Raw genomic sequence first — 14,169 nt, 5'->3', positions numbered from 1 at the left:
CAGGGTCACTCGACCTGCGCGAGATCCTCGTCCTTGGTCTCGCGCGTCAGCAGCAGCGCGACCAGCGTCAGCAGCGCGGCGCCGCTCAGGTAGTAGCCGACGCTCGCAAGCCCATAGCTCGTCGCCAGCGAGGTGGCGATGTACGGCGCCAGCGAAGCGCCGACGATGCCCGCGAAATTGAAGGTCAGCGACGAGCCCGTGTAGCGCACCGAAGTCGGGAACAGCTCCGACAGGATGGTGCCGAGCGGCCCGTAGGTCAGGCCCATGAGCGCCAGGCCGATCGTCAGCGCGAGCACCACGCCCTTATCGCCGCCGCCGAACAGCGCCCCGAAACCGAGGCCGTAGACGGCGATCGCGGCGCTGATCCAGATCAGCGAAAAGCGCCGGCCGTAGCGATCGGCGAGCTTCGCCGACAGCGGAATCGTCGCCGCGAAGAACAGGATCGCGAACAGCTGGATCATCAGAAACGTCGGCCGCGCATAGCCGAGCGCCGAGGTGCCCCAGGACAGCGCGAACACCGTCATCAGGTAGAACAGCACGAAGGTGGCGACCGCGACGAGCGTGCCGAGCACGAGCTCGCGCGGGTGATCGCGCAGCACCGCGAGCATCGGCACCTTCACGCGCTCGTGGCGGTCGAGCGCCTGCTGGAACACCGGCGTTTCGGTGATCTGCAGCCGCACGTAGAGGCCGAAGATCACCAGCACGCTGCTCGCCACGAACGGAATGCGCCAGCCATAGCTGAAGAACTGCGCGTCGGTGAGCGTCTCCGACAACAGCAAAAAGATGCCGCCCGAGCACAAAAAGCCGAGCGGTGCGCCGAGCTGCGGGAACATGCCATACCAGGCGCGCTTGCCGGGCGGTGCGTTCTCGGTCGCCAGCAGCACCGCGCCGCCCCATTCGCCGCCGAGGCCCAGGCCCTGGCCGAAGCGGCACAGCGCGAGCAGCGCCGGGGCGAGCACGCCGATGCTCGCGTAGGTCGGCAGCAGGCCGATCACCACGGTCGAGCCGCCCATGGTCAGCAGCGCGGCGACCAGCGTGGCCTTGCGGCCGATGCGGTCGCCGAAATGCCCGAACAGCGCCGAGCCGATCGGCCGCGCAAAGAACGCGATCGCGAAGGTGGCGAGCGACTGCAGCGTCGCCGAGGTGGGATCCGACGCCGGGAAGAACAGCTTCGGGAACACCAGCACCGCGGCGGTCGCGTAGATGTAGAAATCGAAGAACTCGATGGTGGTGCCGACCAGGCTCGCGAGCAGCACGCGGGACGGTGAGTTGATGCTCGATTGCGACATGCGGCGTCCTCGTCACGCCGGCGCTCGGGGCCGGCTGGTTTGCGGTGTCCGCCCGGACTCGTCGGCGGGCGGCCGCGAAGGCTAGCAGGCCACCGGCAGGCCGCGCAGCCGTCTTCGCGCGGGTCCGTTCTTCGCCGGCCTCACGAAAACCTCAGAAATCCCTCAGGCCCGCCCAAAGACCCTCGACACCGCGCCGCCTAGCGTGCCCGGCTCATTGGTTTTGAGTGGGAGAGCGGGATCATGGAGCTTTTCAAATCGACTGCCGGCCGCGGCTTGTGGCTGGCGACTTCGGCCCTGGGCCTGCTGGTCTTCGCCCTCGGCGAGCGGCCCGTCACACCGTCGTCGTCGCGGATGGCGCCGGCACCGGATCATGGCGAGATCGCCGAACGGCTGGCCCGGCTGCCGCTGCAGTTCGAGCATCACGGCGATCGCTACCTGGCGCGCGGAGCCGGCTACGCGCTCGCGATCGACGGACGCTCGGCGACCTTGCGCCTGCGCGGTCCGGACGATCAACTGCACGATCTCGACCTGCGCCTGCGCGCGGCCACGACGAGCCTGCCGGCCGCCGAAAAGCCGCTCAAGGCGCGCGCCAACTACCTGCTCGGCAATGATCCGTCGCAGTGGCGCACGCAGCTGCCGACCTACGGCCAGCTGCGCCAGCGCGCGGTCTATCCGGGCATCGACGCGATCTACTACGGCCGTGATCGGCAGCTCGAATACGACTTCGAAGTGGCCCCGAACGCCGATCCTCGGCGCATCGTCATCGACATCCGCGGCGCGCAGGCGGCGCAGCTCGACGAAGCCGGCGATCTGCAGCTGACGCTGGCCGGCGAAACGCTGACGCAGCATCGGCCGTTCGCGTATCAGCTCGGCGCGGACGGGCGCGCCGAACCCGTCGTCGCGGGCTATGCGCTCGAAACCACCGACCAGGGTTTCGCGCTGCGCTTCGAGCTCGGCGACTACGATCGCAGCCGCGAGCTCGTGATCGACCCGGTGCTGCGCTACTCCACGTATCTGGGCGGCGTCGCGGGCGATGACCTGTACGCGGTCACCACGGTCGCCGACGGCGTGATCGTCGCCGGCATCGGCGGTTGCCAGACCTCGAGCGGCGGGCCGTTCAGCTTTCCGGTCACCGAAGGCGCCTTCGACACGCTCTGCCGCGGCAACCAGGAGGCCTTCGTCGCCAAGCTCGACTACGAACTCGGCGAGCTGCTGTTCTCGACCTACATCGGCGGCAACAGCGACGACGCGGCTTACGCGCTGACCACCGACGCCGACGGCAACATCATCGTCGGCGGTACCACGCGCGCGGACGGTGCGAGCGGCTTTCCGGTCACCGACGGCGCCTATCAAACCGCCGGCAAATACGTCGGCGACGCCTTCATCGCCAAGCTCGACCCGACCGGCTCGCAACTGCTCTACGGCACGCTGTTCGGCGGTGCGGGCGCACTGGACATCGTCTACGGCATCGCCACGGACGCGGCCGGCGACATCTATTTCGCAGGCCAGGCCGACAACCGCTTCGGCGCCAGCTTTCCGGTCACCGACGGCGCCTACGACACCAGCGCCAACGGCGACTACGACGGCTTCGTCGCCAAGCTGCATCCGGCCGGTGCCGGGGCGGCCGACCTGATCTGGAGCACGCTGATCGGCGGCACCGAGAAGGAGGAGATTCGCGCGCTCGCGCTCGGCAGCGAAGGCATTTACCTCGCCGGCTGGTCCGCACTCGATTTTTCGAGCCCCGATCGGCGCGCGTTCCCGACCACGCCGAATGGCTACGACACGACCACCAACGGAGACTCCGATGCGTTCTTCTCGCTGCTCTCGCTCGACGGCAGCACGCTCAAATACTCGACCCTGCTCGGCAGCGGCGGGCCCGATCGCGCGCAGGCGCTCGCGGTCGACGCGCAAGGCCGTGCCTACGTCGGCGGCTACAGCTCGCGGCTCGCGGGCTTTCCGACCACGCCGGGAGCTTACGACCCGAATCGCGATCCGGCCTCGACGCAGGGCTTCGTGCTCAAGATCGACCCGACGCTGTCGGGCAGCGCGAGCCTGGTCTGGTCGACGCTGATCGGCGGCTCCGGTGAGGAATCGGTCGAAGCGCTCGCGGTGCATGCGGACGGCTCGGTCTATGCAGCCGGCTACAGCAGCCACTTCGGTGAGCGCGCGTTCCCGACCACGGCGGGTTCGCTGCAGGCCGCGTCGCGCAGCGATGCGAGCACCAGCTCCGATGCGCGCGACGGCTTCGTCTCGGTGTTCTCGGCCGACGGTTCGCGGCTGCTCTATTCGAGCTTGCTCGGCAGCGGCTTCGAAGACATCGCACGCACGCTCGCGTTCGCGAACGACGGTAGCGTCGTCGTCGCCGGTCGCACTTTCGGCCGCGGCTTCTGGACCTCCCCGCAAGGCGGCGAATATCAGGCGCAGCCCACGGGCGGCACCGACGGCTTCGTCACGCGCCTCAACGCGATCGCCGATTCGAGCGCGCAGTTCACGAGCGCGCGCTTCACCACGCCGGGCGGCAGCGGAACGCGCGCGACGATCAGCGTGAGCCGCAGCGGCAGCAGCGCCGGCGCCTTCAGCGTCAACTACGGCAGCACCGCGGGCACCGCGCATCCGGGCGGCGACTATCGAACCTCGGGCGGCACGCTCGAATGGCTCGATGGCGAATCCGGCAGCAAGACTTACGAAGTGCAGATCCTGAGTGGCGGCGGCGGACGCACCGTGAACCTCACGCTCGGCAGTCCCAGCGGTGTACTCGGTGAGCCGAACAAGGCGATCCTGCAGATCGGCGACGCGCCCTCGCCGGGTACGCTGAGCTTCGATCCGAGCGAGTACAGCATCGGTGAAGGCGACGGCGACGCGATCGTCACGATCACGCGCACCGGCGGCAGCGCGGGCGAAGTCAGCGCGCGCGTGATCACCGTCGACGGCAACGCGACCGCGGGCGAAGACTACACGCCGGTCGATACGATCGTGCTGTTCGAAGACGGCGACGTCGAACCCAAGACCGTGCGCGTTCCGATCATTGACGACACGCTTGTCGAAGATCAGGAATCCGTGCGCGTCCGCATGAGCGACGTCGTCGGCGCCGAAGTCGACGAGGACCAGGCCGACGTGTACATCCACGACAACGACGAGCCGCCGGTTCCGGGCACGCTGCAATTCGCGGTCAGCAGCGTCGAAGTCGGCGAGAACGTGGGCATGCTCGGCATCGAAGTCACGCGCAGCGGCGGCAGCGATGGGGCGGTCAGCGCGCTCGTGCGCACGCGCAACGGCAGCGCGCGGTCGGGTTCGGATTATCTGCCGCTCGAAACACGCGTGAACTTCGCCGACGGCGATGCGGCGACCAAGACCGTATTCGTGAGCATCACCGACGATGCGCTCGACGAGGACGAGGAGCAGTTCGAACTCACGCTCACGGGCGCCGACGGCGGCGCGAACATCGGCGAACTCGATCTGATGCGCGTGAACATCGTCGACAACGACGAGCCGCCCGCGCTGAGCTTTGCGCAGGCGAGCTCGATCGCGAGCGAGGCCGACGGCATCGTCCGTGTGATCGCGCGTCTGTCCGCACCGAGTGGCCGCGCGATCTACGCGTTGTACTCGCTGGCCGGAACTGCGGAACTCGGCGTGGATTACGGCCTGGCTTCCGATCGCGTCTACTTCGCGCCCGGCGCGACCGAACATGCGATCGACATCGCGCTCGTCGACGACACGCGTGTCGAGCCCGATGAAACCCTGATTTTCTCGCTGCAAACGCCCGAGAACGCGACGCTAGGCGAGCAGCGCACGCACACACTGACGATCACGAGCGACGACAGCCTGCGCGCGGGTTCGCTGCACTTCGCGAACGAGCTGCTGCGCGTCGATGAATCGGCCGGCACCGTGAGCATCGGCATCACCCGCAGCGAGGGCAGCGAATCGGCCGTCGGCGTGCGCCTGCGCAGCTTCGATGGAACCGCGCGCGCGGGCTCCGATTACGAAGCCGTCGACACCGTGGTGAGCTTCGCCGACGGCGAAGCCGGCACCAAGACCGTCACCCTGCGCATCCTCGACGACAGCCTCAATGAACCCACCGAAAGCTTCGGCCTGAGCTTGTCCGAAGCCAGCGGCGGTGCCGCGATCGGCGCGCCGTCGAGCATCGTGGTCGGCATCATCGACGACGATGCGCCGCCGTCGCCGGGCACGCTGCAATTCGCGCTCGCGGATTATCGTGTGAACGAAAATGCAGGTCATGCGGCGATCACGGTGACGCGCACCGATGGCAGTGCCGGTGCGGTTTCCGCAAGCTTCGGCACCGCGGCGATCAGCGCCACCGCCGGCGCGGATTATCAGGACGTGACGACGCAGGTGAGCTTCGCCGATGGCGATACGACGCCCAAGACCGTGCTCGTTCCGATCGTCGACGACAACGTCGACGAGCCCGACGAAACCGTGTCGCTGCGTTTGTCCGCGCCCACCGGCGGCGCCACACTGGGCCTCGCCGAAGCACGCCTCACGATCGGCGACGACGACGCGCCGTATCGACCGGGCTCGATCGCCTTGAGCGCGATCGACTACGCCATCGCGGAGAACGCGGGGTCGGTGCAGATCAGCTTGCTGCGCAGCGATGGAGGCGACGGCGCAGCAAGTGTTCGCCTGGTCACCGCGGACGAAAGCGCATCGTCGCCAGCCGATTACGCAGCGACCGACACGCTCGTGCAATGGGCCGATGGCGATGTCGCGCCGAAGACGGTGACGATCGCGATCGCCGACGACACGCTCGTCGAAGGCGCGGAGCGCTTCGTGATCGCGCTGTCGCAGCCGACCGGCGCGGGGCTCGGCGAGATCGCGAGCGGCCACGTCACCATCGTCGACGACGATCTCGCGCCGCAGCCGACACCGGGCGCACTGCGCTTCGACGCGGCGAGTGCGAGCGTCGATGAAGCCTCGGGCCGCATCGTGCTGCGCGTGAATCGCGTCGGCGGCAGCGATGGTGCGGTGCGCGTGCGCTATGCGACGCAGAACGGCAGTGCGAGCGCGGGCAGCGATTTCGAAGCGGCGAGCGGCGTGCTGAATTGGGCCGCCGGCGACGGCGCGAGCAAGACCATCGCGATCAACATCGCGGACGATGGCTTGGCCGAAGGCAACGAGCAGTTCACGCTCACGCTGTCCGCACCGGAAGGCGGCGCGATGATCGGTACGCCGGGTTCGATCACGGTGACGATCGTCGACGACGATCGCAGCGAGCTCGAAGGCAAGTCGGGCGGTGGCGCTTTCGGTGGTGGACTGATCGCGCTGCTCGGCTTCGCCGCGCTGCTGCGCCGTTCGGGCAAGACGCTGATCGCGACACTGACAGCGGGCCTGCTCGCGCTGCTGCCGATGTTCGCGAGCGCAGCCGACGCGGCGCCTGAATCACCGCGCTGGTACGCCGGTGTGCGCGGTGGCCCGGCGCACATCGACATCAGCGATGCGCTGCTGCGCGATCAACTCGCCTCGGCGGGCTACGACGCCCAGGTGAAGACCGAGCATCGGGACGCTTATGGCGCGATCTACGCGGGCTGGTGGCTCATGCCGAGTTACGCGATCGAATTCGCCGCCTACGATCTCGGCGAGTACCGCACGCGCATCAGCAGCGCGAGCCCCGACGCGCAAGGCATTGCGAATGCGATCGTCGACGAGCTGCCCGGTGCGTCGCGCGGCGTTTCGCTGAGCCTGCGTCCGCTGATTCCGCTCAAGTCGCGCCTGTTCCTCGACGTGCGCGGAGGCCTCGGCTACGGCTGGCAGAAAGCGGTGGTGGAAGGCGAAGGCCTACGCGTGAGCAGGCGCGATCACGGCTTCGGCGCGAACGGCTCCATCGGCTTGCTCGCAGGCTTCGGGAAACTGCGAATCGGCTTCGGCGCCGAAGCCTACGTACCCGGCCAGGGCAGCAGCTTCTATCCGCTGTACGGATCGATCGAGTACGGCTTCTGAAACCTGAGAGGCGTGAGGCGCGAACGGCGGCCGCAGTGGCGCCTCACGCCTCACGCGCTTCTAGACCAGCGCAATCGGCGCGTGCGTGCGATGGTGTTCGAGGATGCGCCGGTAGGCGTTCGGATCTTTCATGTGCACGACGTCGCCTTCGCGCGGGAAAGTCCAGTCCCACAGGCGTGACAGCCAGAAACGCAGCGCCGCCGCGCGCAGCACCAGCGGCCAGGCCTCGATCTCGGCGGCCGTGATGCCGCGACGCGAGCGATACGCCGTCACCATCGCGTTCCAGCGCGCCTCGTTCGGTGCGCCTTCGGGTTCGGTGCACCAGTCGTTGAGCGTGATCGCGAGGTCGTAGAGCAGCGAGTCGTTGCAGGCGTAGTAGAAATCGATGAGTCCGGTGAGCCGGTCATCGACGAACAGCACGTTGTCGCGGAACAGATCGGCGTGGATCACGCCCTGCGGCAGCGTGTTCCAGTCGAGCGCGGCCTGGGCGCGCAGCTCGTCCTCGATCAACGCGCGCGTGTCCGCGTCGACGTGCGCGAGCAGGCCGCGGCCGGTGCTCTCGCGCCAGGCGATACCGCGCGAGTTTTCGCACTGGCCCAGATACGAAGCGGTGGCCACGTGCAGTTCGCCGAGCGAGCGTCCGACCTGCTTGCACTGCTCGAGCGTCGGAAACAGCACCGACTGGCCCACCAGGCGGCGCACGAGCGCGGCCGGCTTGCCGTTGAGCGACACCAGGTTCTCGCCTGCGTGCGTGCGCGCCGGCATCGCGCCGGGCAGGCCGCGCGAGGCGATGTGATCCATCAGGCCGAGAAAGAACGGCAGGTCCGCGACATTGAGCCGCTCGAACAGCGTCAGCACCCAGCGCCCGTCGGTGGTATCGACGAAATAATTGGTGTTCTCGACCCCTTCGCCGATGCCCTGGAACCCGATCAGTTCACCCACCGGATATTGCTTGAGGAAGTCCTGCAACTCGCTGTGGCTGACTTTGGTGAAGACGCTCATTTCTATAGTGAAAATTTGTATTAACGGGCTTTACTGCAACGCTTCGGCATGAATGCCGCGACTCGTTCCGAGCCTGCGTGGTGCATTCGTCTCGGCCAACTTAGGACGTTCAGTCTAACTTCTCCGGGTTCCTCATTGCGGAAGACAAGCTCACGATCTGGTCCGCGTCTTCCGATCGCGGTCCTGCAGAAAGTCCAGCGACCCCTGCAGCCGAAGAAGCGCGTCCCGGAACACGGTCAGGCGGGCGGCCATCAGATGGGGATGGGCGAACATCAAATTGATCGGAAGGGGCGTCGAAGACGCATCCGCGAGAACCTCGCGCAGGCGACCCCGGCGAAGATGCTCGGCCACCTGGTAACTCAGCACGCGGACGATGCCCCGGCCCGACAGCGCCGCGTCGACCAGCGTGTCTGCAGCGTTGCAGACGAAGCGTGAATACCCGCGCTGGAGATTCCCGCCGCCCTCCAGGTGGGGACAGTCGTGCCCGGCCAAAGCCTGTTCAGATCGAGGAATGCCCTTTCGCTTGAGATAGGCGGGGCTGGCGCAGTAGAGCCAGCGCGTCGTCCCAAGCGGAATCGCGCGCAAATTCGAATCCGGCAGCACGCCGATGCGCACGGCCGCGTCATATCCCTCTTCAACCAGGTTGACCACGCGATCGGTCAAGATCAGACGCACGGACAGGTCCGGCTCCTTGTCGATCAGACGCAGGATCGCCGGCGCCACGTGAAGACGCCCGAATACCAGGGGAGCGCTAACGGTGAGCTGTCCCGCCGCCCTCCGTCGACGATCCGAAACGGCGTTGTCCGCGTCGTCGGCGAGCCGCAGCACCGCACGCGCATGCTCCCGATAGCTCGCACCCTCATCCGTCAATCTGATCCGGCGCGTCGTACGTTCGATGAGCCGAACCCCGAGGTGGGCCTCGAGGGCCGCCAAGGTCCGGACCGTACTGGCGAGAGACCGCCCCGACTTTCGGGCCGCTGCCGAGAGTGATCCGGCGTCGACGATCTGGACGAAGGTTTGCATGGCGGCCAGGCGATCCACGATTACTCCACTTTCTGCATGAGTCCAGTGCTCGTAGCCAGGATTCTCTCACGACCAGCGTCAAGCTAGATTCGAGGCGTACTCGACCGAGCCTCCCGTATGCCTCCCACCATCCGCGGTTACGACCATGTCGGAATCCGGGTCTCCGACCGAACGGAGGCGCTTGCTTTCTACGGTCGCCTCGGCTTCGCATGCACAGCGGATTTCCCCGAGTTCTCGGCCTGCGAGCTGCGCAGCGCGACCGGCGTCTATCTGAACCTCATCTTCAATGCCGTCCGCAGGCCGGAGCGAAAGAACATCCTGCTCGACGAAGTGATCAAGTTCCCCGGTACGACGCATCCCTGTCTCGTCGTCGACGATATCGACGAGCTGGCGCGATGGCTGGAGGCAGAGCAGATCGCCATCACGGAAGGTCCGCTGATTTTCGAACGACGCAAGTTTCTTTTTATTCGGGACCCCGACGGTAACGTTATTGAATTCACTGAACCGACTTCCGAGGAAGCAACGCATGCAACTCTATGACTACGCCTGGTCAGGCAACTGTCACAAAATCAAACTGTTCGCCTCGATCCTCTCTCTCGACCTCGAGGTCATCACCGTCGATCTGCTTGCGGGTGAACACCTGCGTCCACCCGTCAGCGATCTGAACCCGTTGTGCGAGTTGCCCGTCCTCGTTGACGAGTCGCTCGTCCTTCACGATTCCGGGGCGATCCTCATTTACCTTGCGCGAAAGTACGGCGGTGAAGCGTGGTTGCCGACGGAGCCTTCGCAGGCGGCTCGCGTGTGTCAGTGGCTGGGCACAGCTGCGGCCAACGTGAATTTCGGACCCGCCTTGGCAAGAGGGGCCGAGCATTTCGGTTATCCGGCCGACCGGGCAATGACCTCGCGGATTTCCGAGCGCCTTTTCCGGGCACTCGAAACTCACCTCGCCTCACGACAGTGGCTGGAGCTCGATCGCCCGACGATCGCCGATATCGCGATGTACCCCTATGTTGCCGCGGCACCCGAGGGCGGATTGTCCCTGGAAGAATACGTCGCCATTCGATCGTGGATCGAACGCGTGAGAAGTCTGCCCTTTTACATCGCCATGCCGAAGGTCGCCTGACACGGAGCGACGAAGGTCAGCGCCGACGCATCGAGGCCAGCTCGCGAGCCTCCAGCAGGCCAGGCTCAGCGCCGCCAGAACGCCGGTGTGAACACCACCAGCAGCGTGAAGATCTCCAGGCGCCCGAGCAGCATCGCGAAGATCATGATCCACTTGCCCGCGGTGCTGACGCCGGCCATGTTGGCGTAGACCGAGCCGAGACCCGGGCCGGCGTTGTTGATCGACGAGGCCACCGCCGAGAACGCGGTGACGGTGTCGAGCCCGGTGCCCACCATCGCGAAGGTCAGGATGATGGTGAGCCCGACGTAGACCGAAAAGAAGCCGCCGACCGCGTAGACGATGTCGTTCGACACCGTCTTGCCGTCCATCTTGATCAGCAGCTGCGCGCTCGGATGCACGAGCCGCTGCAGCTCGCGCAGCGCCTGCTTCACGAACAGGATCAGGCGGATCATCTTGACGCCGCCGGCGGTCGAACCCGAGCAGCCGAACATGAAGCTCGAGATCATCACGAGCAGCGGCGTGTAGCTCGGCCAGTTCGTCGGATCGGCGGTCGCGAAGCCCGCGTCGGTGCCGTAGGCGACAAGCTGGAACACGCCGTGGCGGATCGCCTCGCCGGGCGTATAGGTGCCGTAGGCGATCAGCGGCACGCAGACGAACACGGCGAACACCGCGAACAACGTCAGAAAGGTGCGGAACTCGCCGTTGCGCAGATGCACGCTCAGGCTGCGCCGCTGCCAGGCCATGTAGTGCAGCGTGAAATTGCTCGCCGCGATCAGCATGAACACGATCGTCGCGATCTCGATCGACAAGCTGTTGAAGTAGCCGATGCTCGCATCGTGCGTCGAGAAGCCGCCGGCCGACAGCGTCGAGAACGCATGGCAGATCGCATCGAAAGGACTCATGCCGAGCGCCCAGAACACCAGCGCGCAGATCACCGTGAGCGTGGCATAGACCAGCCAGAGCACGCGCGCGGTCTCGGTGATGCGCGGCGTGAGCTTGGAGTTCTTCATCGGGCCGGGCGTCTCGGCCATGTAGAGCTGCATGCCGCCGACGCCGAGCATCGGCAACACTGCGACCGCGAGCACGATGATGCCCATGCCGCCGAGCCAGTGCAGCTGCACGCGGTAGTAGTTGAGCGAATGCGGCAGCTCGTCGACGCCCTGCGCGACCACCGTCGAGCCCGTCGTCGTCAGCCCCGAGACCGATTCGAACACCGCGTCGGTGACGCTGTGCCAGGCCGAATCGGTGAAGTAGAACGGAATCGCACCGAAGGTTCCGAGCACGGTCCAGAACAGCACCGTGATCAGAAAGCCGTCGCGCACCTTGAGCTCGCTGCGCACCTTGCGCGCGGGCAGCCAGATCACGGTGCCGGTGATCAGCGTGATCCACATCGCCGCGACGAAGGCGTGGAACTTGTTCTCGCCGTAGAGCAGGTCGACGCCGATCGGCGGCAGCATGGTCAGCGAGAACAGCATCAGCAGCAGGCCGACGATGCGCTGCACCGCGACGAAGCGCCTGACCGAATTCGAACGCCGGTTGTAGTCGCTGTACAAGGGCGCGTCCGCTTACAGGAACGAAACGCCGACCTGGAACAGCCGCTCGACGTCGCGCGTGTGCTTCTTGTCGACGAGGAACAGGATCACGTGGTCGTCGGCCTGAATCACGGTGTCGTGATGCGCGATGATCACCTCGTCTCCACGCACCACCGCGCCGATCGTCGAGCCCGGCGGCAGCTTGATCTCCTCGATGCGCCGGCCGACCACCTTGCTGCTCTTGCGATCGCCGTGCGCGACGGCTTCGATCGCCTCGGCCGCGCCGCGACGCAGCGAATGCACGCGCACCACGTCGCCACGGCGCACGTGCGCGAGCAGGGCCGACACCGTCGACTGCTGCGGCGAAATGGCGATGTCGATCGCGCCGCCTTCGACGAGGTCGACATACGACAGGCGATTGATCAGCGACAGCGCCTTGCGCGCGCCGAGCCGCTTGGCGAGCATCGCCGACAGGATGTTGGCTTCGTCGTCGTTGGTGATCGCGCAGAAGACGTCGACGTCTTCGATGTTCTCTTCGAGCAGCAGCTGCTCGTTGGCCGCGTCGCCGCACAGCACGATGCTGCGCGAGAGCTGCTCGGACAGATACGTGGTGCGATCGCGGTTGCGCTCGATGATCTTGACCTGCATCTGCGCTTCGAGTGCCTTGGCCAATCGCAGGCCGATGTTGCCGCCGCCCGCGAGCATCACGCGCTTGACCGGTTTGTCCTGCTTGCGCAGCTCCGACATGATCCGGCGGATGTGCTCGCTCGCGGCGATGAAGAAGACCTCGTCCTCGGCCTCGATGATGGTGTCGCCTTCGGGCAGGATCGGCCGGCCGCGCCGATAGATGGCCGCGACGCGCGCCTCGATGTCGGGCAGATGCTGCGGCAGTTCCTTGAGCTGGCGCGACACCAGCGGGCCGCCGTAATAGGCCTTCACACCGACCAGCCGCACCCGGCCGTCGGCGAAATCCACCACCTGCAGCGAACCCGGGTACTCGATCAGCCGATGGATGTAGTCGGTGACGAGCTGCTCGGGCGAGATGTGCAGGTCCACCGACAGCGCGTCCTGCTCGAACAGCTTGCCGTCCCGCAGATACTCCTGCGAGCGCACGCGCGCGATCTTGGTCGGCGTCTGGAACAGGGTGTAGGCCACCTTGCAGGCGAGCATGTTGGTCTCGTCGCTGTCGGTGACCGCGATGACCATTTCGGCATCGTCGGCGCCGGCCCGGCGCAGCACCTCGGGGTAGGAAGCGAAGCCATGGACGGTGCGGATGTCGAGCCGCTCGCCGAGTTCGGCCAGATGGGCGGGGTCTTTGTCGACGACGGTGATGTCGTTCGATTCTCTCGCGAGGTTTTCAGCCAGCGTACCGCCGACTTGCCCAGCACCCAGGATGATGATTTTCACTCGGCCAACGGTCGGATTCGGGACACGATGGGCGCGAACCTTACGCCCGGTATTGTTGCGGTGCAAGAACGCCCTTACGGGCCAACGCAGGGCTAGCGGCCCGATGATGCAAATACTCTAGGGCGCCGATCGGCCACTCGTGCAAACTGCGAACCGATTCAGCTCTCGGTCGGGCAGCTTGCAAGAGCCTAAGCCCCGCTCGATGTGAGCATTTTCTTACTTCGCGGTCTTCGACTCATCCCTTGCCGTCCCTCGGAGCATCTCCAATGAACAAAACCACTGCCCTGATCCTCGCCCTGTCGCTGAGCGCCCCAGCTGCCTTCGCCGCCGAAGTCGGTGTCGGAGCGGGCGCGAGCGTCCAGGCCGGCAACACCACCGTGCAGACCGGCGCCCAGGCCAGGGCCGACGCCGATGCGGCCGCCGCGCTCGCCGCTGGAGCGAACGCCAAGGCGCAAGGCGCGCTATCGACCGGCGCCTCGACCGGCCAGGGCCTTGGCGCCAGCGTCGGCGGCGCCGCGAGCGCGGCCGGCGACAAGGCCAAGCAGTTCGGCAGCGCCACCAAGGACGCCGCGGTCGACACCGGGCACGCGGTCCACGACGGCGCGGTCAAGGCCGGCCAGAAGACCAAGGAAGCCGGCGGCAAGGCCGTCGACAAGACCGGCGAAGTGGCCGGCAAGACCGTCAAGAAGACCAAGGGCGTGCTCGGCGGCGTGGCGAGCGGCGTCGGCTCCACCGTCGGCGCGGTCGGCTCCACGGTCGGCTCGACCTCGGTCAGCGCCGACGTCGATGCGAGCGTCAAAGCCGGTCAGTAAGCGCTGGTTGCTTGAAGAAGAAGGCCGGC

The 14,169-nt window shown here is 66.6% G+C and carries 9 protein-coding genes; 4 read left to right on the top strand and 5 right to left on the bottom strand.

All coding sequences use genetic code 11. From position 1 onward, the window contains the following. Positions 1–5 precede the first annotated feature (5 nt). Complete coding sequence (locus AC3WUM_RS10380; protein WP_492410208.1) at positions 6–1,289, bottom strand: MFS transporter; 1,284 nt, start codon at positions 1,287–1,289, stop codon at positions 6–8. Positions 1,290–1,529: 240 nt separating this feature from the next. Here AC3WUM_RS10380 and AC3WUM_RS10375 point away from each other — a divergent pair, with 240 nt between their 5' ends. Beyond that, positions 1,530–7,241 (top strand): Calx-beta domain-containing protein, encoded by a 5,712-nt coding sequence (locus AC3WUM_RS10375; RefSeq protein ID WP_492410207.1) that lies wholly within the window; start codon positions 1,530–1,532, stop codon positions 7,239–7,241. Positions 7,242–7,301: 60 nt separating this feature from the next. On the opposite strand, the gene AC3WUM_RS10370 is transcribed toward AC3WUM_RS10375, so the two are convergent. Further along, complete coding sequence (locus tag AC3WUM_RS10370) at positions 7,302–8,243, bottom strand: homoserine kinase (protein WP_492410206.1); 942 nt, start codon at positions 8,241–8,243, stop codon at positions 7,302–7,304. 150 nt (positions 8,244–8,393) lie between these two features. Beyond that, positions 8,394–9,284: a LysR family transcriptional regulator gene (locus AC3WUM_RS10365; protein ID WP_492410205.1), complete on the bottom strand. Its 891-nt coding sequence runs from the start codon at positions 9,282–9,284 to the stop codon at positions 8,394–8,396. A gap of 99 nt (positions 9,285–9,383) precedes the next feature. Here AC3WUM_RS10365 and AC3WUM_RS10360 point away from each other — a divergent pair, with 99 nt between their 5' ends. After that, positions 9,384–9,806 (top strand): VOC family protein, encoded by a 423-nt coding sequence (locus tag AC3WUM_RS10360; RefSeq protein WP_492410204.1) that lies wholly within the window; start codon positions 9,384–9,386, stop codon positions 9,804–9,806. Beyond that, positions 9,793–10,389 (top strand): glutathione S-transferase family protein, encoded by a 597-nt coding sequence (locus AC3WUM_RS10355; protein ID WP_492410203.1) that lies wholly within the window; start codon positions 9,793–9,795, stop codon positions 10,387–10,389. The genes AC3WUM_RS10360 and AC3WUM_RS10355 overlap by 14 nt, the downstream gene beginning before the upstream one ends. 65 nt (positions 10,390–10,454) lie before the next feature. Here AC3WUM_RS10355 and AC3WUM_RS10350 read toward each other — a convergent pair whose 3' ends face one another. Both AC3WUM_RS10350 and trkA read right to left on the bottom strand, forming a co-directional pair. Further along, the gene (locus AC3WUM_RS10350; protein ID WP_492410202.1) at positions 10,455–11,942 is read right to left on the bottom strand and encodes a TrkH family potassium uptake protein; all 1,488 of its coding nucleotides are present in this window, start codon (positions 11,940–11,942) and stop codon (positions 10,455–10,457) included. A gap of 12 nt (positions 11,943–11,954) precedes the next feature. Next, the gene (trkA, locus tag AC3WUM_RS10345; RefSeq protein ID WP_492410201.1) at positions 11,955–13,328 is read right to left on the bottom strand and encodes a Trk system potassium transporter TrkA; all 1,374 of its coding nucleotides are present in this window, start codon (positions 13,326–13,328) and stop codon (positions 11,955–11,957) included. Between the two features lie 266 nt (positions 13,329–13,594). On the opposite strand from trkA, the gene AC3WUM_RS10340 reads away from it, so the two are divergent. Then, complete coding sequence (locus AC3WUM_RS10340; RefSeq protein WP_492410200.1) at positions 13,595–14,140, top strand: hypothetical protein; 546 nt, start codon at positions 13,595–13,597, stop codon at positions 14,138–14,140. The last annotated feature ends 29 nt before the right edge of the window (positions 14,141–14,169 follow it).

The sequence above is a fragment of the Hydrocarboniphaga sp. FW305-C-57 genome, from assembly GCF_058783045.1.
The sequence above is the reverse complement of the archived record's forward strand: the minus strand, read 5'-3'. Positions and strand labels throughout refer to the sequence as shown.

What these genes read in the sequence shown, in the direction of transcription:
- AC3WUM_RS10375 (WP_492410207.1), top strand. Translation starts at nt 1,530, where the DNA reads ATGGAGCTTTTCAAATCGACTGCCGGCCGCGGCTTGTGGCTGGCGACT.
- AC3WUM_RS10370 (WP_492410206.1), bottom strand. Translation starts at nt 8,243, where the DNA reads ATGAGCGTCTTCACCAAAGTCAGCCACAGCGAGTTGCAGGACTTCCTC.
- AC3WUM_RS10340 (WP_492410200.1), top strand. Translation starts at nt 13,595, where the DNA reads ATGAACAAAACCACTGCCCTGATCCTCGCCCTGTCGCTGAGCGCCCCA.
- AC3WUM_RS10355 (WP_492410203.1), top strand. Translation starts at nt 9,793, where the DNA reads ATGCAACTCTATGACTACGCCTGGTCAGGCAACTGTCACAAAATCAAA.
- AC3WUM_RS10380 (WP_492410208.1), bottom strand. Translation starts at nt 1,289, where the DNA reads ATGTCGCAATCGAGCATCAACTCACCGTCCCGCGTGCTGCTCGCGAGC.
- AC3WUM_RS10360 (WP_492410204.1), top strand. Translation starts at nt 9,384, where the DNA reads ATGCCTCCCACCATCCGCGGTTACGACCATGTCGGAATCCGGGTCTCC.